General features: G+C 67.4%; 23 protein-coding genes. 14 read left to right on the top strand and 9 right to left on the bottom strand.

Translation table 11 applies throughout. From position 1 onward, the window contains the following. Positions 1-147: 147 nt before the first annotated feature. The 4 genes from D571_RS0109220 to D571_RS0109205 are packed head-to-tail and all read right to left on the bottom strand — an operon-like array spanning position 148 to position 2,421. On the bottom strand, positions 148-549 hold the full coding sequence (locus D571_RS0109220; protein ID WP_083916890.1) for a DUF4124 domain-containing protein: 402 nt from the start codon (positions 547-549) through the stop codon (positions 148-150). Further along, a complete protein-coding gene (locus D571_RS0109215; protein ID WP_018936397.1) occupies positions 528-1,307 on the bottom strand; it encodes a hypothetical protein in 780 nt (259 codons plus the stop codon). The genes D571_RS0109220 and D571_RS0109215 overlap by 22 nt, the downstream gene beginning before the upstream one ends. After that, positions 1,301-1,696 (bottom strand): DUF2782 domain-containing protein, encoded by a 396-nt coding sequence (locus D571_RS0109210; protein WP_018936396.1) that lies wholly within the window; start codon positions 1,694-1,696, stop codon positions 1,301-1,303. The genes D571_RS0109215 and D571_RS0109210 overlap by 7 nt, the downstream gene beginning before the upstream one ends. Further along, complete coding sequence (locus D571_RS0109205; protein ID WP_018936395.1) at positions 1,696-2,421, bottom strand: TIGR00730 family Rossman fold protein; 726 nt, start codon at positions 2,419-2,421, stop codon at positions 1,696-1,698. The genes D571_RS0109210 and D571_RS0109205 overlap by 1 nt, the downstream gene beginning before the upstream one ends. Positions 2,422-2,559: 138 nt before the next feature. Here D571_RS0109205 and polA point away from each other — a divergent pair, with 138 nt between their 5' ends. Genes polA through D571_RS0109190 form a run of 3 tightly spaced genes read left to right on the top strand, consistent with a single transcriptional unit; the run spans position 2,560 to position 6,463 of the window. Beyond that, complete coding sequence (gene polA / locus D571_RS0109200; RefSeq protein WP_018936394.1) at positions 2,560-5,271, top strand: DNA polymerase I; 2,712 nt, start codon at positions 2,560-2,562, stop codon at positions 5,269-5,271. A 21-nt stretch (positions 5,272-5,292) separates the two neighbouring features. Then, complete coding sequence (locus tag D571_RS0109195) at positions 5,293-5,799, top strand: hypothetical protein (RefSeq protein WP_018936393.1); 507 nt, start codon at positions 5,293-5,295, stop codon at positions 5,797-5,799. Between the two features lie 25 nt (positions 5,800-5,824). Further along, positions 5,825-6,463: an SCO family protein gene (locus tag D571_RS0109190; RefSeq protein WP_018936392.1), complete on the top strand. Its 639-nt coding sequence runs from the start codon at positions 5,825-5,827 to the stop codon at positions 6,461-6,463. Positions 6,464-6,713: 250 nt separating this feature from the next. Here the strand turns inward: D571_RS0109190 and yihA are convergent, their stop codons facing one another. Continuing rightward, complete coding sequence (gene yihA / locus D571_RS0109185; protein WP_018936391.1) at positions 6,714-7,346, bottom strand: ribosome biogenesis GTP-binding protein YihA/YsxC; 633 nt, start codon at positions 7,344-7,346, stop codon at positions 6,714-6,716. A gap of 160 nt (positions 7,347-7,506) precedes the next feature. Here yihA and D571_RS0109180 point away from each other — a divergent pair, with 160 nt between their 5' ends. The 8 genes from D571_RS0109180 (at position 7,507) to D571_RS0109145 (ending at position 17,121) form a co-directional block, all read left to right on the top strand. Beyond that, entirely contained in the window at positions 7,507-8,130 is a 624-nt protein-coding gene (locus tag D571_RS0109180; protein ID WP_018936390.1) for a cytochrome c, read from the top strand. Between the two features lie 246 nt (positions 8,131-8,376). After that, positions 8,377-10,467, top strand: a complete 2,091-nt coding sequence (locus tag D571_RS0109175) for a cytochrome c biogenesis protein ResB (protein WP_026287744.1) — start codon at positions 8,377-8,379, stop codon at positions 10,465-10,467. A gap of 26 nt (positions 10,468-10,493) precedes the next feature. Continuing rightward, entirely contained in the window at positions 10,494-11,666 is a 1,173-nt protein-coding gene (gene ccsB, locus D571_RS0109170; protein WP_018936388.1) for a c-type cytochrome biogenesis protein CcsB, read from the top strand. Next, positions 11,666-12,295: a thiol:disulfide interchange protein DsbA/DsbL gene (locus tag D571_RS0109165; RefSeq protein ID WP_018936387.1), complete on the top strand. Its 630-nt coding sequence runs from the start codon at positions 11,666-11,668 to the stop codon at positions 12,293-12,295. The genes ccsB and D571_RS0109165 overlap by 1 nt, the downstream gene beginning before the upstream one ends. Before the next feature lie 13 nt (positions 12,296-12,308). Further along, positions 12,309-13,955 (top strand): acetolactate synthase large subunit, encoded by a 1,647-nt coding sequence (locus D571_RS0109160; RefSeq protein ID WP_018936386.1) that lies wholly within the window; start codon positions 12,309-12,311, stop codon positions 13,953-13,955. Between the two features lie 43 nt (positions 13,956-13,998). After that, positions 13,999-14,859, top strand: a complete 861-nt coding sequence (locus tag D571_RS0109155) for an endonuclease/exonuclease/phosphatase family protein (RefSeq protein WP_026287743.1) — start codon at positions 13,999-14,001, stop codon at positions 14,857-14,859. 73 nt (positions 14,860-14,932) lie between these two features. After that, positions 14,933-16,213, top strand: coding sequence for a GGDEF domain-containing protein (locus D571_RS0109150; protein ID WP_018936384.1), 1,281 nt, complete (start codon positions 14,933-14,935; stop codon positions 16,211-16,213). A gap of 29 nt (positions 16,214-16,242) precedes the next feature. Continuing rightward, positions 16,243-17,121 carry a PfkB family carbohydrate kinase gene (locus D571_RS0109145; protein ID WP_018936383.1) on the top strand — a complete coding sequence of 293 codons (879 nt, stop codon included), beginning with the start codon at positions 16,243-16,245 and terminating at the stop codon, positions 17,119-17,121. On the opposite strand, the gene D571_RS0109140 is transcribed toward D571_RS0109145, so the two are convergent. The 4 genes from D571_RS0109140 to D571_RS0109125 all read right to left on the bottom strand — a co-directional run bounded on the left by D571_RS0109140 (position 17,118) and on the right by D571_RS0109125 (position 19,740). Next, the gene (locus D571_RS0109140; RefSeq protein ID WP_018936382.1) at positions 17,118-17,882 is read right to left on the bottom strand and encodes a DUF2063 domain-containing protein; all 765 of its coding nucleotides are present in this window, start codon (positions 17,880-17,882) and stop codon (positions 17,118-17,120) included. The genes D571_RS0109145 and D571_RS0109140 overlap by 4 nt on opposite strands. Next, positions 17,875-18,762, bottom strand: a complete 888-nt coding sequence (locus tag D571_RS0109135; protein ID WP_018936381.1) for a DUF692 domain-containing protein — start codon at positions 18,760-18,762, stop codon at positions 17,875-17,877. Before D571_RS0109135 ends, D571_RS0109140 begins: the two co-directional genes overlap by 8 nt. Beyond that, entirely contained in the window at positions 18,752-19,051 is a 300-nt protein-coding gene (locus tag D571_RS0109130) for a hypothetical protein (RefSeq protein ID WP_018936380.1), read from the bottom strand. The genes D571_RS0109135 and D571_RS0109130 overlap by 11 nt, the downstream gene beginning before the upstream one ends. Positions 19,052-19,119: 68 nt before the next feature. Continuing rightward, positions 19,120-19,740, bottom strand: a complete 621-nt coding sequence (locus D571_RS0109125; protein ID WP_018936379.1) for a DoxX family protein — start codon at positions 19,738-19,740, stop codon at positions 19,120-19,122. A gap of 185 nt (positions 19,741-19,925) precedes the next feature. Here D571_RS0109125 and D571_RS0109120 point away from each other — a divergent pair, with 185 nt between their 5' ends. From D571_RS0109120 to D571_RS0109110, 3 genes are all read left to right on the top strand, one after another. Continuing rightward, positions 19,926-20,852: an AraC family transcriptional regulator gene (locus D571_RS0109120; protein WP_018936378.1), complete on the top strand. Its 927-nt coding sequence runs from the start codon at positions 19,926-19,928 to the stop codon at positions 20,850-20,852. A gap of 690 nt (positions 20,853-21,542) precedes the next feature. Beyond that, on the top strand, positions 21,543-22,928 hold the full coding sequence (gene mgtE / locus D571_RS0109115; RefSeq protein ID WP_018936377.1) for a magnesium transporter: 1,386 nt from the start codon (positions 21,543-21,545) through the stop codon (positions 22,926-22,928). Positions 22,929-23,013: 85 nt separating this feature from the next. Beyond that, complete coding sequence (locus tag D571_RS0109110; RefSeq protein WP_018936376.1) at positions 23,014-23,673, top strand: TorF family putative porin; 660 nt, start codon at positions 23,014-23,016, stop codon at positions 23,671-23,673. Positions 23,674-23,769: the final 96 nt, after the last annotated feature.

The following is a 23,769-nucleotide window of genomic DNA, read 5'->3' as shown; positions in this document are numbered from 1 at the left end:
TACCAAGCACGAAGCGCGCCAGAAGCACCGGGCGGGAAGTCGGCCGGCCTTCGAGGCCGCTGCCTGGCGAGGTGTTCCGTATTGGTGCATTCATTGCCCTATTATAGGGCATCAATTGCCCGATGGCGGTGCATCCGGCGCGGAGCCTCAGAAATCCACCATCTCCACGGGCACGGGGACGTCCTCAACCGTGTATTCCGGCGCGTCATCGTCAGCGTCGTCGGCTTCTCCGTCCGCCTCGGCGGTGTCTTCCTCGGCTTGCGCCGGGTCTTCGCCCGGCCGGCGGATCGGTCGATCCAGGATCTCGCGGGCGTTCTCCAGCGGAATTGCGCCCATGGGTTCCTGTATCTCGATGCGTTCACTGCGGCTGTCGCCAGGGGCCTCGTCGGAGAAATGCACCACCCCGTCGTCGTCCACCCAGCGATGGACCTCGGTGGAGGCCTGCGCGGCGAGCCCGGGCGCACCAGCGATGATCACGCCGAGAACCGTGCCGAAGAACAGGGCTCCGGGCCCCGCGCGCGGGGCCCTCAGGCCGCCTGGCGTACCCATACCGACTGCACCCGGGTGCCGGCACCCTGCAGGCCGGCGAGGCGCGCATCCGGCCCCGCATCGGCATCGCCCGATTCGATGCGCCCCAGCCATGCATCCAGTGCCGCCATGCGCAGCAGGGTGGGCGCCGCGCCGCGCTCGATCGCGCTCAGCGGACGCTCCCGGTGGTAGCCGTCCAGCAGCGCCCGGTAGCGGTCGCGGTCGAGTTCGCCCTGCGCGTCCACCGCCACGGTCAGGGCGATGCGCGCCAGCTGCCAGAAGGCCGGCAGCGGCGCGGGCGGGATCACCAGGCCGGCGAGCCCGGTCTGCTCGCCGTGCCGGCGCACCGCGCTCCAGTAGCTGCCCGCGACCGGCAGATCCTCGAAGCGGTACAGGCTCTGGTGGTGGAGCTCGCGTTCCAGCTGCTCGCGCCCGGCCTCGTCCAGTGCAGCGTCCCGGCCCTCGGCGCGTTCGCGCAGCTGCTGCTGCAGTACCCCGCGCCGCCAGCCCGTGGAGGCGGGCAGGGCATCGGCCGGATGCCACGCCTGCCAGCGGGCGGCCAGGCGCCCCAGTTCCTGCAGGGCGGGTTCGTCGAGATCAAGGGCCGGTACGCTGCCCGGCTCCAGCGTCCAGCACGCCCGGTCGCCGGCCGTTTGCGGGGCGTCGCCTCCGCCGGGCAGGCCCAGGGCCGCACCGGCGGCGCGGGCGGCGGCAAAGGCCTGCTCCAGTGCCACAGCGTCGGCGGCCGGAAGTTCCACGGTGGCGGGGGTGTCTACCATTCCAGGATCCTCCAGCGGGGCGGTACGAAGCCCGGGGACAGATCGTCGCGGCGCTGCAGGTCGCCCTCCCCGGTCACATCGACCAGATAGTAAGTGGGGCCGGCGGCCGGGGTGACCTCCACGATCACCAGATCGCCGTCCACGCGGTATTCGCGCCGGGTCTCGCCGTCGCGTTCCATGATGATGATGTCCGCCTCCTCGAGTTCCTGCAGCTGGCGCGCGCGATCGTCCAGGACCGGGGGCGGGGCGGGTTCGTCGCCTTCGGCCTCGTCGGGCATGTCGGGCGGCGGCGGGGTGTCCTCGAAGTCCTGGGCGAGTGCCGGTCCGGTGGCGAACATCAGGGCCAGCAGGGTGGCGGACAGCGCCGTGGCGCGGGTGCGCGGATTCATCACAGCTCCATGAGTCGTTGTTTCTCTTCCGCCGAGGGTTCGAAGCTGCGCGCCTCGTAGTACTCGAAGATCACGTCCACGACCTCCTCGGGGGTGTCCACCACCGAGTATAGATTGAGGTCCTCGGCATCGATGGTGCCATGGGTGACCAGCGCGTCCTCGAACCACTGCAGCAGCCCTTCCCAGAACTTGCTGCCGACCAGCACCACCGGGATGCGGCGGGTCTTGCCGGTCTGCACCAGGGTCAGGATCTCGGCGAGCTCGTCCAGCGTGCCAAACCCGCCCGGCAGCACCACGTAGGCGGAGGCGTACTTCACGAACATCACCTTGCGCGAGAAGAAGTGCCGGAACCCCAGGCCGATGTCCTGATACGGGTTGGCGTGCTGCTCGTGCGGCAGCTGGATGTTGAGCCCGATGCTGGGGGAATGTCCGGCGAACGCGCCCTTGTTGGCGGCCTCCATGATGCCCGGCCCGCCGCCGCTGACCACCGCGAAGCCCGCGTCCGACAGCTGGCGCGAGATCTGTTCGGCCAGCAGGTAGTCCGGATGGTCGCCCGCCAGGCGCGCGGAACCGAAGACACTCACCGAGGGCTTGATATGCGCCAGACGTTCGAACCCCTCCACGAACTCCGCCATGATCTGGAAGATCTTCCAGCTCTCGCGGGTCAGCGAGGAATCGTCGATGGGCCGCAGCCCGGGGTGTTCCGCTCGGTCGTGATCGTTCATCGAGGCGCGCGCGTCGGTTGCACTCAGGGTCGCCTAGACTAACCCCGCCCCGACGGGTGCACAAATCGCACCGGCATCCCTCGGGCGCCGCCACGGGGCTGCTAGAATAAGGCCCCGCAAGCCCAGCCGGATCCCGAGATGTCGCAAGCCCCGCTCGTCCTGGTCGACGGTTCGTCCTATCTGTTCCGGGCCTACCATGCCCTGCCGCCGCTCACCGCGCCGGATGGCGCCCCGACCGGGGCGATGTACGGCGTGGCGAACATGCTGCGCAAGCTGCGCGCGGACTACGGCCCGGAACACATGGCGGTAGTGTTCGATGCGAAGGGCCCCACCTTCCGCGACGAGATCTACCCGGAATACAAGGCCACCCGCCCGCCGATGCCGGAAGAGCTGGCCGCCCAGATCGAGCCGCTGCACGAACTGGTGCAGGCGATGGGCCTGCCGCTGTTGAGCGTAGAGGGCGTGGAGGCTGACGACGTCATCGCGACCCTGGCCGACCAGGCGGCCCGCGCCGGGCATGACGTCGTGATCTCCACCGGCGACAAGGACCTCGCCCAGCTGGTGAATGATCGCATCACGCTGGTCAACACCATGAGCGGGGTCACGCTGGACCGCGAGGGCGTGGAGGAGAAGTTCGGCGTGGCGCCGGAGCGGATCGTTGACTACCTCGCGCTGATGGGCGACAGCGTCGACAACATCCCGGGCGTGGACAAGGTCGGGCCCAAGACCGCGGCCAAATGGATCGCGAAGTACGGCGATCTCGACTCCATCCTGCAGCAGGCCGATGATATCGGCGGCAAGATCGGCGAGAACCTGCGCGCCGCGGCCGACCGTCTGCCCACCTCGCGCGAGCTGATCACGGTCCGGCGTGATGTCGAGCTGGACGTCGGCCCCGACGATCTCGATATCCGCGAGCCGGATCACGAGCGTTTGCTGGAGATGGTGCGTCGCTACGGCTTCACCCGCTGGCGCACGGAGCTGGAAGGCGGTGAGGCCGCGGCCGCCGGCGGCGGTGCCGACAACGGGGGCGAGGCGCCGGCAAAAGGGGACTACCGGACGCTGCGCGAGGAGGCCGAGCTGGCCGAGCTGCTGGAACGCCTGGACCAGGCCGAGCGCGTCGCCTTCGATACCGAGACGACGAGTCTGGAGGCGATGCGCGCCGAGATCGTCGGCATGTCCTTCGCATTCGAACCGGGCACCGCGTATTACCTGCCGCTGGCCCACACCGGGCCGGATGCCGAGCCGCAGCTGCCGCGCGAGCAGACGCTCGAGCGCCTGAAGCCGTGGATGGAGTCGGAGCGCCACGGCAAGCTGGGCCATCATCTGAAATACGACCGCAACGTGCTGGGCAATCACGGCATCACCCTGCGCGGCATCGTCGACGACACGCTGCTCGAGTCGTTCTGCCTGGATGCGGGCGCGAACCGCCACGACCTCGACTCCCTGGCCGAGCGCCACCTGGACTACCAGACCACGCATTACGAGGACGTGGCCGGCAAGGGGGCGAAGCAGATCCCGTTCGCCGAGGTGGACATCGGCATCGCCACCGATTACGCCGGCGAGGATGCCGACATCTGCCTGCAGCTGGATGCGCTGTTCCAGCCGCGTCTGCAGGAGGCGGAAGGTCCGGCTTTCGTCTACCGCGAGATCGAGATGCCGCTGGTCCCGGTGCTGGCGGACATCGAACGCGCCGGCGTGAAGGTGGACCCGGATCGGCTCGGCGAGCAGAGCCAGGAGCTTCTGGCCGAGATGGAGCGCATCGAGCGCGAGGCGTTCGCGGAGGCCGGCGGCGAGTTCAACCTCGGCTCGCCCAAGCAGATCCAGGAGATCCTGTTCGAGCGCCTGGGCCTGCCTGTGCTGCGGCGCACGCCCAAGGGTCAGCCCTCCACCGCCGAGGATGTGCTGGAGCAGATGGCGGACGACTACGCCCTGCCCCGGCTGATCCTCGAACACCGCGGACTCTCCAAGCTGCGCAGCACCTACACCGAGACCCTGCCCCGGCGCATCCACCCGGAGACCGGGCGGGTGCACACCTCCTATCATCAGGCGGGGGCGGCCACCGGGCGGCTGTCCTCCTCGGAGCCGAACCTGCAGAACATCCCGGTGCGCACCGAGGCCGGACGGCGAATCCGCCGCGCGTTCATCGCGGATGAGGGCCACCAGCTGCTGGCGGCGGACTACTCGCAGATCGAGCTGCGCATCATGGCCCACCTGTCGCAGGATGCCGGCCTGCTGAAGGCCTTCGCCGAGGGTCAGGACATCCACCGCGCGACCGCCGCCGAGGTCTTCGGGCCGGCCCCGGATGAAGTCACCGGCGAGCAGCGGCGCGCGGCCAAGGCGATCAACTTTGGCCTGATCTACGGCATGTCCGCCTGGGGCCTGGCCCGCAACCTCGGCATCGAGCAGGGCGAGGCGCGCGAATACATCGACCGCTACTTCAATCGCTATCCCGGCGTGCACGACTACATGGAGCGGGCGCGGGCCTCCGGGCGAGAGAATGGCTATGTCGAGACCCTGTTCGGCCGCCGTCTGTACCTGCCCGAGATCAACAGCCGCAACGGCGCGCGGCGCCAGCAGTCCGAGCGCGTGGCGATCAATGCCCCGATGCAGGGGACGGCCGCCGACATCATCAAGCGCGCGATGGTGCGGGTCGCGCACGACCTCGAGGACAACGGGATCGACGCGCGCATGATCATGCAGGTGCACGACGAACTCGTGTTCGAGGTGGCCGATGCGGCGGTGGAGGACCTGACCGCGCTGGTGCGCCAGGCCATGAGCGGGGCCGCCGAGCTCGACGTGGAGCTGGTCGTGGACGTGGGTGTCGGCAACAACTGGGACGACGCCCACTGAGGGCTATCCGGGAGGCGGATCATGGCGGACGTCGAATCACTGGCACGCCGGTTCAACCGCATTGCGCCATGGCTGGTCGCCGGGCTGCTGCTGGCGGCCGTCTGGGTGGCGGCGGATCGCTATCTGGCGGGCGGTGGCGGCGGCGATGACGTCGTGGTGGTGACCCCGGAGATCTGCGACCTCAATGCGGGCCCCTGCGCCGTGCAGCACCCCGACGGTGGCGAGATGACCCTCGAGATCACCCCGCGTCCGGTCCCCATGCTGCGGGAACTGGAGCTGCATCTGCGCCATGACGGCCGCGGTGGCAGCGAACCCGAATGGATCGAGCTGGACTTCGCCGGGGTGGAAATGTACATGGGCTTTCAGCGCCCGCGCCTGGAGCGCGTGGGCCCGGGCGAATACGCCGGGACCACCACCCTGCCGATCTGCACCACCGAGGCGATGACCTGGGCGGCGACCGTCCTGCCGGAAGGCGACGGGGATGCCGCGCGGGTGCAGTATCGCTTCGTAACGGCCCGCGATCACTGATCAACCGAACCGAGGAATCCGTACCGTGTCCCGACTTTCCGTCACGACCACCCTGTGGATCCTGGCCGCCATCGCCGCGGCCGCCCTCCTGATCTATGTCTGGCTTGCCCCGGGGGAACCACCCTCTGGCGAGGCCGCGAGTCATGAGGATATCCCGGTGGCGGAGCGGGTGAGCGGCGGGCCGTTCGAGCTGCCGGTTTCCACTGCAGGTGACGAGGGCTTCGATCTGCGGGACTTCGAGGGGCAGTACGTGTGGCTCTATTTCGGTTACACCTCGTGCCCCGATGCCTGTCCCGTCAGTCTCGGGTGGATCGGTCAGGCCCTGAACCGGCTGCCGGATGACCTCGAAGGGCAGGTCCGCGCGGTCTTCGTGAGCGTGGATCCGGAGCGCGACGACCGCGAGCACCTGGCCGAGTACACCGACCATTTCCACGCGGCCATTCAGGGCGCCACCGGATCGCACGAAGACCTCGAGCCGGCGGTGGAGCAGTACGGCGTGTTCTACGAACGGACCGAAAGCGAGTCGGCCATGGGCTACGTGATCGACCACAGTTCGTCGACCTATCTGGTCGGCCCCGAAGGCGACCTGCTCGAGATCCACCCCCACGGGACCCCGGCGGACGAGCTGGTTCGGACCGTCGAGGAGCACGCGCGGGACAGCTGAGCCCGGGCGCATCGCAGGATGTGAAAATCTTCCGGTTACGAGCGAATCGGCCGGGAACTTCACCGCGCCACTATCGTCTGAATTGACGAGCGCCATGGCCTGGCGCTCCCCGCTTCTCTCCCTGAGCGGGCAGACCTCGCCTCCCCCTGTCGAGGTCGTGGTTGCCCCGATCCTCCTCCCCGGGATCGGGGCACTTTTTTATCGGCTTCCCGACTGGCCGGTTCCTCGAGTGGCGTCCGGACCGGGCCGTTCAGGCCGTCTGATCCGGCATGGCCGTGTTCTCGCCTTCTTCCTCGATCCACTCGGTCAGCAGCCCGCGCAGATCCTCCACCCCCTGATCCTTGAGGGCCGAAAAGGTCTGCAGCGATGCGTCGATCCCCGCCTCTTCCAGGCGCGCGTGCGCGGCATGCAACTGGCGCTGCGCCTCCTGACGGGACACCTTGTCGGCCTTGGTCAGCACGCAGTGCAGGCGTCGCGCCCCGGCCCAATCCAGCATCTGCCAGTCCAGTTCGGTGAGCGGCCGGCGCACGTCCATGATCAGCACCAGCCCGGCCAGGCACTGGCGTTTCTGCAGGTAGCCGCCCAGCAGGCGGTCCCAGTGTTCGCGCTGTTTCGCGGAGACCCTGGCGTAGCCATAGCCGGGCAGGTCGATCAGCCGCCAGTCTTCCGCCGGCGGCAGGGTGAACACGTTGATCTCCTGGGTGCGGCCGGGCGTGCGGCCGACCCGTGCGAGCCCCTTGCGCCCGCACAGGCGGTTGAGCGCGCTGGACTTGCCGGCGTTGGAGCGCCCGGCAAAGGCGATCTCGATCCCGCGGTCGTCGGGGAGCTGATCGAGGCGCGAGACCCCGTGCGAAAAGGCGGTTTCACGAAAACGCGGTTGCATGATCGAAATCATCCTGGTCCGAGTGGGACGGTGGGAAACTTTTGTGGCTTACGTGGGGTTGTGCTATAAACTGCGCCCCTGATTCTGATCGCCCTTCTACACGGGGCACAAGGAACGGGTCGAGGCCCGGCACGCATATACAAGCAGGAGATTCTCCACCATGAACCACAAGTTTTCCGCTCTCTTTGCTGCCCTGTCCGTCTCCCTGCTGCTCCCGCTTTCGGCGGCCCAGGCGGGCGATCCCCAGCGTGGTCAGGAGCTTTCGCAGTCCTGCGCCGCCTGTCACCAGGCCGACGGCAACAGCACCAACCCCGAGTGGCCGAAGCTGGCCGGGCAGCATCCGAAGTACACCGTCAAGCAGCTGAAGGACTTCCAGGAAGGCGAGCTGCGGCACAACGACCTGATGGCGGGCGAGGTCGCCGATCTCAGCGAGCAGGACATGAAGGATCTCGCTGCGTTCTACGCCGAACAAGAACCAACTTACGAGACGGCCGACGAAGAGCTGGTCGAGCGTGGCGAGCAGATCTACCGCGGCGGTATCCCGTCCGACGGCGTTGCCGCCTGCATCGCCTGCCACGGTGCCGAAGGCCAGGGCAACCCCGAAGCGATGTTCCCGAAGGTCGCCGGTCAGCACGCGACCTACAATCTGGATCAGCTGCAGTATTTCCGCGACGGCGAGCGGAGCAACGACGCCGGCCAGATGATGCGCGGGATCCTGCGCAACATGAGCGACGAGGACATGGAAGCCGTGGCGCAGTACATGGCCGGACTGCAGCCGAACTGATTTCGGCGCGGTCCCGGTGCATGGCGCACCGGGTTTCGGAAGACGCGAAAAGGGGGGCGGCGGGGGTCGCCCCCTTTTTCGTGCCCGGCAGCCGGGGGGAACCTCTTCCGGGGAATGAAGTCGGATTGCGGGGCGTCTGATCCCGCGGCATTCGAGCGTCGACGGGGCCGCCGCGAGAAAAACCGTGGAAATTGAAATCCCGACCGCGCTCCTCCATTTTCCGGGGCGTACAACGCAGGTTTGAACATGGCAGATCACCACTCGTCCGCCGGCAAGTCCGAAAACCCCAGTCCGTCGGGCTCCTCCTCGTCCCGCGGTCAGGCCCGACCCCCGCGGCGTTCCCGGATCCTGGTCGAGTTCCTCGGCTCGATGAACCTCGCGATCACGTTGCTGGTGGCGCTGGCCATCGCCTCCGTGATCGGCACCGTATTGGTGCAGAACGAGCCCTACACCGAATACCTGATCCAGTTCGGCCCCTTCTGGCACGAGATCTTTGCCGGCATGGGGCTCTACCAGGTGTATTCGGCCACCTGGTTCCTGCTGGTGGTGGCCTTCCTGGTGGTCTCCACCGCCGTCTGCGTCTATCGTCAGGCGCCCGGCATCCTCAAGGATCTGCGCCGTTACAACCTGCAGGTGAAGGAGAAATCCCTGCGTTCGTTCCCCAGCAGCGCGTCGGGAGAGCTGGATCAGTCGCAGGAAGATTTCCTCGCCCACACGCGCCGCGTGCTCAAGGCACAGGGTTTCCGGGCGCGCGAGAAGACCCGCGACGGCGAAACCGTGGTGGCCGCGATGAAGGGCCGCTGGAACCGGCTGGGGTATGTGCTGACGCACGTCGGCATCGTGGTCATCTGTGTCGGCGCGCTGGTGGACGGCCAGTTCCTGCTCAAGGTCAACGAATGGATGGGCAACGTCGAGATCGAGACCCGTTCCATCCCGGAATCCCAGGTTCCCGAGATTTCGCGCGTTCCGGTCAGCAATCCCTCGTTCCGTGGCAGTGTGGAGATCCCCGAGGGGGCGTCGGCCAACGTGGTGTTCCTGCCGGTGCGCGAGGGCTACCTGGTTCAGGACCTGCCGTTCCGCGTCGAGCTCAAGGAGTTCCGCATCGAGCGCTTCTCCACCGGTGCCGAGCAGTCCTACGAGAGCGACCTGGTGATCCATGACCCGGAGCGCGACGAGCCCTACGAGACGACCATCAGCGTGAATGACCCGCTGATCTACAACGGCTACGCGATCTATCAGTCCAGCTTCGCCGACGGCGGCACGCGCGTCGAGATGGAGGCGGTCCCGCTGGGCCCCGGCGCCCTGCGGGGCGTGGACTTCCCGGGACGGGTGTTTGACGAGCGCGAGATCCCGACCCCGGATGGCCGTCAGCTGACCCTCGAATTCATCGACTTCTCCAAGGTGAACACCCAGCGACTGCTCGACGAGGAAGGCGAGGAAGTAAACGTGTTCCTCGGCCCGCGGGTGGATATGCGCCTGGTCGACGAGACCGGTGCGGGTCTTTACTACCGCAACTACCAGAACCCGATACCGCAGGAAGGCGCCAAGTATTTCCTCAGCGGCGTGCGCGAGAGCCCGGCGCAGGAGTTCTCCTATCTGTTCATCCCGGCGGATGCCGACGACTCCATGGACCGGTTCCGTACCTACCTGACCATGCTCCACGACCCGGAAGTACGCATGGCGGTGGCCGAAAGGTCCGCGCGCAACTCGGGAGACCTGATGGGCGGTGAAGGGGGTCAGCAGGCGATCGCACGCACCGTCGCCATGCTGATGCAGACCTTCGCCGAGGGGGGATACCCCGCGGTGGATGCCGCGATCGAGGAGCGCATCCCCGAGGGCCAGCGCGAGCAGATGGGCGGCCTGCTGTTCCAGGTGCTCAACGCCGGTCTGCAGAGCCTGTACATGGAGGTGCTCGAGGAAGAGGGTGTGGTCGCGATCACCGAGGCCGAACAACGCTGGCTGGAGGACGCGGTCTCCGCGATCAACGCGATCCACTTCTACGGCTCGCCGTATTTCTTCCGCCTGGACGACTTCGAACATCGCGAGGCCTCCGGCCTGCAGATCGCGAAGGCGCCGGGCGAGAGCACCGTCTATGCAGGCAGCCTGATGCTGATCATCGGGATCTTCCTGATGTTCTACGTGTCCTACCAGCGGGTCTGGGTGATGGCCCGCCCCGCGGACAACGGCACCGGCACGCAGGTGGTAATGGCCGGTACCAGCAACCGCCACCGGGTGGAATTCGAGAAGCGCTTTGCGCATCTTAAACGGTGGATCATCGAGCAGAAGAACGTTGGCGACAGCGACACCACGGATTCTGCGTCCAGCAAGAACGAATAAGTCGCACGCAGTCGGAGGAACACCCCATGTCAGTACCCCACGAGGCTCTGGATTTCGAACGGCCCGGACTCTTCCAGCGGATCCTTCTGCGGGACTGGGCCTACATGGCCCTGGTCCTCGCGGTGGCGGTCACCGCTTACGCGATGTATGGCCACATGATGGACCGCTACGATACCGGCGGGCTGATCCTGGCGGCGGGCATGAGCGCCTGGCTGGGGTGGTTCTGGCGATCCTGGCAGCTGTTCTCCATCATTGTCGCCGCCCTGTCACTGTTCGGGGTGTGGCTGTACGGGGATGACCTCGCCCGTGGCGAGAGTGTCTTCTGGCTCAACTACATCGGTTCCGGCCAGGCCGGGGTGATGTGGATGAGCGTGATGGTCTACCTGTCCACGGTCGCCTACGCCCTGGGTCTGTTCACGCGCTCCGACTTCCCCTACCGGGTTGGCGCCGCCTTCGCCTGGATCGCGGCGGGTGCGGGCCTGATGGCCCTGATGGTGCGCTGGCGCGAGATCTACCTGCACGACCCGAGCTGGGGCTACATCCCGGTCGCCAACCTCTACGAGGTGTTCGTGCTCATGGTCGCGATGATCGCGCTGATGTACCTGTACTACGAACAGCGTACCGGCCAGCGCGGCATGGGGGCCTTCGTGATGCTGGTGGTCGCGGCCTCCACCACCTTCCTGCTGTGGTACATGTTCGATCGTGATGCGCACCTGGTCGAACCGCTGGTCCCGGCGCTCAACAGCTGGTGGATGAAGATCCACGTGCCGACCAACTTCGTCGGTTACGGCGGATTCGCGATCGCGGCGATGCTGGGCGTGGCCTATCTGGTGCGCCATCGCATGGAACGCACCCGTCCGGACTCCCGTGTCCTGGCCCGCATCCCGGGCAAGGATGCGCTGGACGGGGTGATGTACAAGTCGATCGCGATCGGCTTCGCGTTCTTCACCATCGCCACCGTGCTGGGTGCGATGTGGGCGGCCGAGGCCTGGGGCGGTTACTGGACCTGGGACCCGAAGGAGACCTGGAGCCTGATCCTGTGGCTGACCTACGCCGCCTGGCTGCACATGCGCTTCACTAAAGGCTGGCGCGGTCCGGTCATGGCCTGGTGGGCGGTCATCGGCCTGTTCGTCACGACCTTCACCTTCCTGGGCGTGAACATGTTCCTGTCCGGTCTGCACTCCTACGGAGAACTGTGATGAAGCGTCGCCAGTTTCTGGGAACCCTGGCCGGTACGGGCGCCATGCTGGCGTCCGGCCGCCTGCTGGCCGATTTCGCCGAGGGGCGCAACTTCATGCGCCTGGATTCTCCGGTGGACTACGGGCTGGATGAAGGGCGGATCAAGGTGGTCGAGGCCTTCTGGTACGGCTGCCCGCACTGCTATTCGTTCGAGCCCTTGCTGAAGGAATGGAAGGCCAGCCGGTCCGACGACATCGAATTCGAATATATGCCGGCTCCGATGAACGACGTCTGGGCGCTGCACGCGCGGGTCTATTACGCGGCAGAGAAACTGGATATCGTGGACGCCATCCACCAGCCCTTCTACGACGCGATCCACGAGCAGGGGCGGGAGATGCGTTCGGAGAGCGCGATCCTGCGTTTCGTGAACCAGATGGACCAGGATGCCGATGCCTTCCGCGAGGCGATGCGCTCGGAAGAGGTGGCGCGCAAGGTCGGGCGCTCCGGCGAACGCGTGCGCGAGTACCGCCTGGAGGGTGTGCCGTCCATGGTGGTCAACGGAGAGGCGGTGGTCTCTGCCAGCATGACCACCAGTCACGAGCAGATGCTGGAGATCGTCGACCACCTGATCACCGAAGCGCGCGGCTGAGCCGCGAGGGCGCATGTCCGAACCCGTCCCTACCACCGCCGGGCGGCTGGTGCAGTGCCTGGAGCAGGAAGGGGTCGAACGGGTGTTCGGCCTGCCCGGTGAGGAAAACATGGCGGTCCTCGATGCGCTCGAGGACTCGCCCATCCAGTTCATCACCACTCGCCACGAACAGGGTGCGGCCTTCATGGCCGACGTCCACGGCCGGCTGTCCGGCCGGGCCGGGGTCTGCATGGCGACCCTGGGGCCGGGCGCGACCAACCTGATCACCGGCGTGGCCGATGCCAACATGGACCACGCCCCGCTGGTGGCCATCGCCGGCCAGGCCAGCACCCACCGCCTGCACAAGGAATCCCATCAGGTCCTGGACCTGCGGGGCCTGTTCGGTCCGGTGACCAAATACGCCTCCAGCGTGGTCGAGCCGGAGATCCTGCCCGAGGTCGTGCGCAAGGCCTTCAAGTGGGCCGAGGGGGGCAAGCCGGGCGCCAGCTTCATCGAGCTACCGGAGAACGTCGCCTCTCAGCCCTGTCCGGAGGCGCCGCTGCCGGTGCATTCCGGTGCCCCGGCGGTGCCCGCCGAGGCTTCGCTGGCGGCCGCCGCGCGGCTGCTGGAGAACGCCCGCCATCCGCTGATCCTGGCCGGCAACGGGGTCATCCGCTCGGGCGCCAGCGAAGCCCTGGCGCATTTCGCCGCCACCCTGAACATCCCGGTCGCCAATACCTTCATGGCCAAGGGCGTGCTGCCGTTCCGGCACCCGCTCGCGCTGGGCAGCGTGGGGCTGCAGAGTCGCGACTACGTGCATTTCGGATTCGACCGCGCGGACGTGATCCTGTGCATCGGTTACGACCTGGTCGAATATCCCCCGTCCCTGTGGCATCCGGAAGGCGAGTGCACTCTGATCCATATCGACGCCTCCCCGGCGGAGATCGACGGGCATTACGATGTCCGCGCCGAAGTGATCGGCGACCTCGAAAGCTGCCTGCGCGATCTGGCCTCGCGCGTCAGTCCGCGCGAGGAGACCGTGCTGCGGCCGCTGAGGCAGATGCTGATCGAGGACATGAACGAGCACCGCGAAGATCGCGGTGTGCCGATGAAGCCGCAGAAGATCATCTGGGACCTGCGCACCGCGGCCGCGCTGGATGCGGTGGTGATCAGTGACGTGGGCGCCCACAAGCTGTGGATGGCGCGCATGTTCCGCTGCGAACTGCCGAATACCTGCCTGATCTCCAACGGCTTCGCCAGCATGGGCATCGCGCTGCCGGGAGCGATCGCCGCTGCGGCCCTGGACCCGGAACGTCAGGTGGTCGCGGTTACCGGGGACGCCGGGTTCCTGATGAACGTCCAGGAGCTGGAGACCGCGGTGCGCCTGGGGCAGAGCTTTGTGGTGCTGGTGTGGAACGACAGCGCCTATGGTCTGATCGAGTGGAAACAGGTCCGCGAATACGGGCGCAAGGCCTCGGTGGACTTCGGCAATCCCGATTTCGTCGCCCTCGCCCGTTCGTTCGGCGCCGAGGGCATCCGCATCCAGCCGGGCGACAGCCTGGAGGAGGCCCTGCGCGGGGCGCTGAACCGCCCGGGGGTGACCGTCATTGACTGTCCGGTAGACTATTCGGAGAACCTCAAACTCACGGAACGTCTGGGGGATCTCGTCTGTCCCTTCTGAATACGCGTCCCGTAACGGACAACGGGAGGAGGACCGCGCGATGATGACGGAACACGCCTCCGGCGCCAGCGAGGAAGAAACCGCCGCGGAAGCCACCCAGGGACTGACCTGGCAGCCCGAATCAGGCGGGCAGCGGCTGCGCCTGCTGAGCTTCAACGCCCAGGTCGGGATCCACTCGTCGCGCCTGCATCATTACGTGACCAACAGCTGGAAACACGTGCTGCCCTACGGGGGCCGCATGACCAACCTCGAGCGGGTGGCCCGCTTCATCCGCGATTTCGACATCGTCGGGGTGCAGGAGCTGGATGGTGGCAGCCTGCGTTCGCGCTTCGTGGATCTCTCGAACTGGCTGTCGGAACGCGCCGAGTTCCCGCACGCCTACACCCGTATCAACCGCGACCTGGGTCAGATCGCCAAGCATTCGCTCGCGCTGTTCTCGCGGGTCGAGCCGGTGCATGTGCAGATGCACAGCCTGCCGGGGCCGTTGCCCGGACGCGGGGCGGTGGAAGCGCGATATGCGATGGGCAACGGCGAGGAGCTGGTGCTGTTCCTGCTGCACCTCGCACTGAGTCGGCGCGCGCGTCGCCAGCAGCTGGATTACGTTGCCGAACGGATCGAGGACCAGCCGCACGCGGTGGTGATGGGCGATCTGAACTGCCAGCAGGACAGCCCCGAGATCCGCCGCCTGGTCGCGCGCACCGGGCTGATGGAACCCATGGCCTGTCCCGCCACCTATCCCGCCTGGGATCCGCAGCGTGTCTTCGACCATATCCTGCTGACCCCGGACCTGCACGTCTCCGACATGCGGGTCTATAACGTCGCCCTTTCCGATCACCTGCCGGTGGGAGTCGAGATCGAGCTGCCGTTGGGCGAGCGTCTGGATGTGCGCCAGGCCCCGGCCTGACCTCGCCCGCACCGTCGGCGGTGGCGTTCGCGGCGTCCATCGGCTGTAATGGGCGCCCGACCGAGGGAGACCCATGGCCGACAACGACCTGCGCAGGACCGTCATCGAGCTCGAAACCGCGCTCCAGAACGAGCGCGAACGCATGCGCGCGCTGCGCCGCGTGGCCCTGCGCTCGCTGGCCGTGCTGTCGGCCCGGGAGCCCGATCTCGAGGGCGCGGTCCATGACCTCACCCGTGTCATCGAGGAGGATCCCGAAGATACCCGGGCACTTGATCGCATGAGCGCGCGTCTGGCGGACACCATGCGTCAGCACGATCAGCGCGAAGCGATGGACGAGGCTGTGCTGTCCGCGGTCCAGACCGGCCTGGGCACCTTCCCGTTTCTCGCCGAGGACCTCGCCGGTGTGCGCCAGTCGGCGGAGCGCGGCGACACCGACCTGGTCCGGCGCAACCTTGCGCGAGTCTTCTCCGCGCTGGAGGAGAACTGCGGCCAGGCCCTGGCCGAACGCGAACAGCTGACCGAGGTGATGAGCGAGATCCGCTCGCGCCTGAACGACGTCGATTCGGCCCTGTCCGCCGATCAGGATCATTCCGAACGCACGAAGGAATCCATTCGTGAGCTGCAGAAGAACATCACCGGCGATGTCAGCACCATCAAGGGGCGCGTGATCGACATCACCGATATCGACACCATGCGCCGCGAGGTGATCGACGGTCTGGACGGCGTCGCGGACCGGGTGAAGGATTTCCGCGACACCCGCGAGGCCGAGCTGCTGGCGGCGATGGAACGCAATCGTGCCCTTCGCACGCGCAGTCAGCAGCTGGCGCGCCAGGTCGCCGATCTACGCGATCGCCTGTCGGAGGCCCGTGACGAGGCCAGCCGTGACAAGCTCACCGGTCTGCTCAACCGGAACGCGTTCGATCAGCGCATGGCCGAGCTGCGGCCCGACGCCGGCCCGGTGTCACTGATCGTCTGGGACATCGATCATTTCAAGCGCGTGAACGACGAGTACGGCCATACCTCCGGCGACCGAATCCTGCGGGCGGTCGCCGAGGTCCTGGCGGAAGGTGTCCAGAAACCCGATTTCGTCGCCCGCTACGGCGGCGAGGAATTCGTGATGGTCGTGCACCAGCCGCTGGAGGCGGCCCGCGACCTGGCCGATTGCCTGCGCCGCGAGGTCGCCTCCATCCAGGTGAAGGCGGGCAGCAAGCGGCTGAAGGTGACCATCTCCGGCGGGGTCGCGGATATCCGCGCGGACGCCCCGGAGGGGAGCGCGTTCGAACTCGCGGACAAGGCCCTGCTGGCGGCCAAGCGTCAGGGCCGGGATCGCATCGTCGCGGTCTCCTCCGGATAACCCGTCACGAACGCAAGGAGGGAAAGAGCATGGCCGATGCCCCCGACGTTGTCTTCGGCGAGGTGCTGTTCGACCGTTTCCCGGATGGTCGCGAGGTCCTGGGCGGCGCGCCCTTCAATGTGGCCTGGAATCTCCATCAGCTGGGCGAGCCGGTGCTGTTCGTCGGCGGTCTCGGAAACGACGCCGCCGGCGCGCGCGTGCGCGAGGCCATGCGCGAGGTCGGCCTGGCGGAGGATGCGCTGTTTACGCATCCGCAGGCCCCCACCGGCGCCGTGCAGGTGACGGTGGAGGCCGGCGAGCCCGCCTACCACATCCTGCCCGACCAGGCCTATGACGACCTGCCCGCGGCGGTGGATCCCGCGGTGCCCGCCCGCATCCCGCTGCTCTATCACGGCACGCTGGCCCTGCGCAGCGGCAACCGCGAGCAGCTGGCGGCCCTGCGCCGGCGCTGCGAACGCCGCTTTGTCGACGCCAACCTGCGCGAGCCGTGGTACGACCCGCAGGACGTGCGCGACCTGCTCCGCGGTGCCGACGTGGTCAAGCTGAACGCCGACGAGCTGGCCACGCTGTTCCCGGACACCCCGGCGGCGGAGCGCGCCGATCACTGCCTGCAGGCCTGCGACATCCAGTCCGCGCTGATCGTCACCCTGGGCGCCGACGGCGCCGAGATTCATCCGCGGGCCGGTCAGCCCGTGAGCGCCCGCGCCCCGGTGGTAGAGGGCATGCAGGATGCCGTGGGCGCCGGCGACGCCTTCGCCAGCGTCGCCATCCTGGGGCTGCGCCGCGGCTGGGGCTGGGAAGGCACCCTGCACCGGGCGCTCGAATTCGCCGCCCGCGTGTGCACCCTGCAGGGCGCCACCACCACCGACCCCGGGTTCTACCGCAGCGCGGTGGCGGCCTGGACTTAGTCCATGGCTGCCCGCGTGCCGAGGATGGCCCCGAGGCCGCGATAATGCGTCAGCAGATCGTGACCGCTGGCCGTCAGCTCGGGGGTGGCCTCGAGTCCGAAGTCGCCGGCCACGCGCCGGATCTGCTCGTGGCCCGCCGCCGGCTCTTCGATGATGCGCCACAGCAGACGCGCGCCCAGCGGGTTCAGCTCGGCGAAGCGGATGCGATCATCCGGTGCGCGACAGGCGAGCAGCAGGGTGGGTGAATCGCCCGGGGCCTCCGGGCGAAACTCCGGCCCGATCCGATGGACCGGGAAGCGGTAGGCCAGCAGGCGGGCCGCGGGCGAGAAAACAGGGATGTCAGCCAGCACGTCGCCTTCGGGGTCGCAGGCTTCGTCCGGCTCCTCGTCGGCGTAGAACAGTTCGGTCTCCACGCGCTCGTAGTGCGCCAGCTCCGCAAGAAATGGCGGGTCGCCGGCGGCGGCCGGACGCCCGTCGGACAGATAGCTCACGAATTCGTTGCCCAGTTGCGGAAAATACGGCGTGCGGCAGCCGTGGTCGCGATAGAAATCGCGCACCAGCGCCAGCCACGGGTCTTCCGTCAGTGTCCTGCGCAGCACCGGAAAGCCGCGCCCCAGCAGGCCCGCCACATTGTTGATGAACAGTCGCCGGTAGATCGCCAGTCGGCGGTCCTCCAGCCCCTCCGGCGGCGGGTATCGGTCCGGGTCGCGCAGGTGGCGGGCGAAGGCCTCTTGGAGCGCCCGGGCGTCCGTGTCAGGCATGTTCCACCCCGGCAAGTCGGTCCTGCCGCGGCACCGCTTGTTGCAACTGCCGGATGGCCTCGACCTCCGCCAGCAGTTCCTCCAGCGGCGGCAGGTTGAAATCCCGCTCCAGCAGGGTCGGCACCGGTCCCAGGCGGTCGAAGGCGCGTGCCAGCAGGGCCCAGGCCTCGTCTCCCACCGGCTGGCCGTGGGTGTCGACCTTGAGGTCCGGGGCTTCGTCGTCGTGCCCGGCGATGTGGATGTACCGCACCCGCTCCAGCGGGAGCGAATCGAGGAAGGTCGCGGCGTCATAGCCGTGATTCACGCTGTTGACCACGATGTTGTTCACATCCAGCAGGAGATCGCAGTCGGCCTCCTCCAGCACGGCGCGGATGAACGTCGCTTCGTCGAGGTCGGTCCACAGGGCCGTGTAGTAGGACACGTTTTCCAGGGCCATACGCCGACCGAGCACATCCTGAACCGTGCGGACGCGGTCCGCCACGTGGTGCACGGCCTCTTCGGTGAACGGCAGTGGCATCAGGTCGTAGAGATGGCCCGAGCCGTCGCCGCAGGACGACAGGTGTTCGCTGTAGTCGTCGATGCCATGGGTGTCGAGAAAGCGCCGCAGTGCTGCCAGGAATTCCCGGTCGAGCGGGCGCGGTCCGCCAATGTCCAGGGACAGCCCGTGACAGGCAAACGGGTGTGCTTCCGTATATTGGCGGAAGACCCGGCCCAGGCGCCCGCTCAGGTGCATCCAGTTTTCCGGCGCGGCCTCGAAGAACCCCGGGGCGTCGCTCGCCTCCGGCGCCTCGGCCAGCGGGGCCAGGAGGCCCCGCCGCAGGCCGAGCCCGGCGCCGCTGACGCGGGCCGGGCAGACCGGAGCGAGACGCTCAGCCGCCACAGGTTCCCTCCCCGCAGGCGCCTTCCGAATCCTTGTCGTCGGATTCGTCCGAGCCGCCGCAGGTGCCTTCGCCACAGGCGCCTTCGCTGTCCTTGTCGCCGTCGTCGCTGGCCCCGCAGGTGCCTTCACCGCAGGCCCCTTCGGCGAGCTGGGTGTACCCGCCGGCCTGCTGATAGCCGTGATCCAGATCGGCCGAGGCGAACGCGGGCGTGGTGGACATGGCCAGGCCGACTGCGGCGGCGCCGGCCGCACCGGCCAGGGATTTCATGGAGAACAGTTCGTCTTTCATGGTGGTTTCCTCTCGATTGCGAGCCCGGGGCCCTCGGTGGTTATAGCCGCTTGCGGCGGCTTTCGCTCTCATCCGCGGTGCATGAACCGGCGGCGGATGTAGTAATCAAGACTCAGATAGCGGCCGGCTCCGATGAAAAACAGCGCCAGCAGCATCACGAAGTACGTCGCGGCCATCTCGATGCCGTTGTTGACGATTGCGAAGTTGCCGGCCTCGGTGAGCCAGTCGTAGTTGCCGTGTTCCTGCAGGATCGACTTCGCCCGGTCCAGGCGCTGTTGCGCCTCGGCGATCCCGTCGCAGTTGAACAGGCACATCATCGGGTCGGAGATGCGTTGCCAGCCGTGCTCCAGATGCACGGTGACGGCCGCCACCACCATCGTGATCATCAGCGGGATGGTGGCCCAGCGGGTGGCCAGTCCCAGGAGCAGGGCGAGCGCGCCGAGGATCTCCGCGTAGGCGGACAGCAGGACCATCAGGTACGGAAACGGCATCCCCAGCCCCCAGTCCGGGTTGCCGAACCACATCACCACCTGTTCGGACGGCAGCAGGCCGTCCAGCTTGTTGGTTCCCGCCATCCAGAAGACGGGCGCCAGATAGAGCCGCAGAAGCAGCGGGGCCAGGAAATCCGCCCCGCGGGTGGTGTCCAGTGCCCGCTGGGCACCGATGGCCAGGGTCCGTGTGGTTTCCATGCTGGTTCCTCCCTGCGTCGATCCGTTACCTGAAGTCTGGATCGGTGCAGTGGAAACCGGGAGGTCCACGGGGCCAGGGTTTATGCTCGATCGTCCGGAACCGGTATCCGTGGTTCCCCTGACGGTTTCTGCGCGACTGTCGGGTTAGGCTGGGCCTGTGTGCAGCAAATCCGGAGCAACCCGCCATGGACCCGATGCCCGTCGACGATGTGCTCTCCACCGTGCTGGCCGCGTACAACCTGCGGGCGCGGATCGACACCAACCCCCGCCTGTGCGGCGAGTGGCAGCTGGGCACCTCGGGGACGGGGAACGCAAGCTTCCATCTGGTGGGCGAAGGCGGCTGTTACCTCCACATGGTGGATGCCCCGGTGCGGCGTCTGGAGGCCGGGGATCTGCTGTTGCTGCCCCACGATGACTGGCACCTGCTGTCCAGCCGCGATTCCTGGGAGGATCCCGCCAACCACCTGAACCTGGTGACCGGCGAGGACCCGGATCATGCCGCGGTCACGCAGCTTTTGTGCGGCCATTTCGAATTCGATTCCGGCCGCCGCAACCCGGTGCTGTCCGGCTTGCCCGGCTGCGTCATCATTCGCCACGCCGAGGCGGGGGAGCGCCTCGGGCATCTGGCGCGACTGATGTTCATTGAACTGATGGAGCGCCCGCCCGGCTATCGCCCCGTGCTGGATCGCCTCGCGGATACCCTGTTCGTGATGGCCGTCCGCCACCATGTCTGCCGCGCCGGGGAACCGCCTCCCGGTTCCCTGATGGCGGCCCTGGCCGACGAGCGGATCCGGCGTGCGCTGGATGCGCTGCACGCCCGCCCCGAGGCGGCCTGGACGCTGGAGGGTCTGGCCGGCGAGGCCGCGATGTCACGCAGCAGTTTTGCCGAGCGCTTTCACGCGCTGGTGGGCCAGTCCCCCATCGAGTACCTCACCCAGTGGCGGATGGTGCTCGCCGAACGCCTGCTGCGGGATGGCCGGGAATCCGTGGCCGGGGTCATGGAGCAGGTGGGGTATGCCTCCGAGCCTGCGTTTCGCAAGGCGTTCAAGCGCGTCCACGGCTTCGGCCCCGGTCGCCTGCGCCAGTGGATGCGCCGTTTCGGCAGACACTGACGGATCTGCGTGCTCGCATGCCCGCGTTCTCTTCGCCACCGTTTGCTCCGGACACGCAGAAATTTTGTTTTTGGGTTTGTGTTCCGGCCCCGGATATGTAAAATTGATCCCGTGTTCCAGAGCAGAGGTCCCGATGATGGGTTGTTGTTGTCGATACTTGCATGATCGCCGGGTCGGTGACCGGAGCGAGCATGCATATCGTTGCCATCGGAGCCTCCTCGCCCGTTGATCGGGCCACGACGGTCCCCGGTGTCAGCGATATGTGTGACTCCGGGGACGGTCGAAATCCTCTGTCCCCTTCCTGAAGCCCCCTCCGGGCTCTCTCTTCCCGAACCGGCCTTCTGCGTCACGCGCGGCTTCTGCGCATCCGAGCCCGTGTGGCCATTGCCGTGTCGTCCCAGCCCCCTTCGGACCGTTGCCGATGTCGGCGCGTGCGTATGCGCGTGGCCGTTGCGGCCGCATGTCCCGGAACTGCGTTCACAGTCAAAACAGGAGGCCTGTATGCCACAGGACGATGACGACCCCGGATCGCGACCTTTAATCCCGTCGCGGGGCAGTAATGAAAAAGTAAAAATGTTCACATCGCTGAAGGGGGTCCGGTAAAGGGGCCGCCGTCGGCGGTCACGGGAATGTTTTGTCTTTTGCGTTGCCCCGCGTGACTTTTACTTTACAAGTACGAGGAGCATTGCAATGAACGACACCATTCTTGAAATGATCGATGCGGGCGAGCTGGAGCGCGCCCGGGCCGAACTGATGCACCCGGTGCCGGCGATCACGGCCGAACGCCTGGCCGAACTGGACCCGCGTACCCGCTGGACCCTGCTGGAAGGCGTGGACGCCGCCGAGCGCCGCGCCGTCTTCCTCGCGATGGACGATGAAGAGCAGGCGATCCTGCTGGAGAACATGCCGCAGACCGAGGCGCGTGAACTGGTGCAGCGCCTGCCGGCCTACACCCTCGCGCGTGCCCTGAACCTGGCCAGCAAATCCCTGTCCTCCGATCTGCTGAACGCGCTTCCGGCACCGAAGCGCGACAAGGTCCACGCCCTGTGGCGCCAGGACGAGGACACCGTGGCCCGGGTCATGCGGCGCCCGCTGTTCTGGGTGACCCCGGAGGAGACCGTCGGCGAGGTCACCGCGCGCCTGCGCGAGGACCGCCGGATGCCCGAGGATGTCGGGGCGGCGCTGCTGATCACCGACCGCGAACACCACTACCGCGGCCTCGTACGCCTGGGTCGGGTGTTCCGCGCCGAACCGGAACAGCCGGTGGGCGAACTTCTCGAAATGGAGGATTTCTACACCACGCCGGATGGCGACAAGGTAGAGGCCGCGCGCCTGCTGCAGCGTACCGACCTGCCCTGGCTGCCGGTGCTGGATGCCGACGGCGTGCTGGTGGGCGTGCTGCGCATCGACGATGCGATGGACGTGCTCGAGGAAGACACCTCGGAGGACTTCTACAAGAAGGCGGGGATCGGCGACCTGCTGCACCACAAGGATGTCGTGCGTTCGGAGAAGCTCACCTCCGGGGGGATCGGCTACGCGGTCAAGGTGCGCATGGCCTTCCTCATGGTGACGCTGGCGGGCGGTCTGGCCGTGGGCGGGGTGATCGATTTCTTCGAGGACACCCTGGCAGCGGTGGTCGCGCTGGCGATCTTCATCCCGCTGGTGATGGACATGGGCGGTAATGTGGGTACCCAGTCGACCACGATCTTTGCCCGCGGGCTGGCGCTGGGGCATATCAACCTGAGCCGCTTCTTCCGTAACCATCTGTTGCGTGAAGGGGGCGTGGGTCTGGCCATGGGGGTCATCATGGCCGTGCTGGCCGGGATCATTGCCCACTTCTGGCAGGGGGCACCGAACGACATCCCGGAGCTGGGCTTCGTGGTCGGCACGGCGCTGTTCTTCTCCGTGTTCACCGCTTCGATCCTGGGCTTCCTGCTGCCGTGGGTGCTGCTGAAGATCGGGGTGGACCACGCGCCCGGTGCCGACCCGTTCATCACCACCATCAAGGACTTCACCGGTCTGGCGGTCTACTTCGGCATGGCGGCCTGGCTGCTGAGCGGCCACATGCCGGTGTAATCCGGCAATAACCCGGCGTGCCGCCGGTGGCCCACCACCGGCGGCACGACCCCGACGATCTACGCAAAACAAGAGGGACATCGACATGACGCAGCATCGCAACTTCCGGCGCGGCCTGCTGGCCGCCGCCATCACCGGCGCCCTGGTCTTCGGGGCCCCGGCGGCCCAGGCCGTGGACGCCGAGTTCCACGTCGGCGTGTTCACCGACTATATCGACGACGGCGCCAGCGCGTCCGACAACGACCCGGTGGTGCAGGGCGGTCTCGAGCTCGGGTTCGCCAATGGCATCTTCACCGGCTGGGAGGCTTCCAGCCTCGGCAGTGGCAACGGTACCGAGGTGATTCCGTTCGTCGGTTACGGCTTCGATGCCGGCCCGGTGGGAATCGAGTTCGGTTATGAATACGCGTATCACTCCAGCCTCGACGACGAAGACGAGGGCGAGGTGTTCTTCGGGGTAGGCTGGCAGATGCTGTCGGCCGAGGTGGCCTACGTCGCCCATGCCGATGACCGCGACGCCGAGGGAAGCCGGGTCTGGTCGCTCGGGGCCGAGCACGAGGTCGCTCCGCGCACCGAGCTCTTCGGCACCCTGGGTTATGACGATCCGGCCGACGACAACGGTGCGAAGTTCTGGGAGCTGGGTGCGGCCTACGCCTCCGATTACGGCACCTTCTCGCTGACCTACGCCTCGCGCGACGAGAGCGGCGCGGACGACCTGCTGGCCGCGGGGTACACTTTCACCTTCTGACACCCGGCCAACAGGGTATCCGCTGGCGGGCCGTCTTCCGAGTCGTACGCGGAAACGGCCCGTTTCCTTTTGGCCCGCCCTGCGCCACCGGCAAGG

The sequence above is a fragment of the Thioalkalivibrio sp. ALJ24 genome, from assembly GCF_000377785.1.
Taxonomy (GTDB): Bacteria; Pseudomonadota; Gammaproteobacteria; order Ectothiorhodospirales; family Ectothiorhodospiraceae; genus Thioalkalivibrio.
Note: the sequence above shows the minus strand (reverse complement) of the source record. Positions and strands in the feature narration are given on the sequence as shown.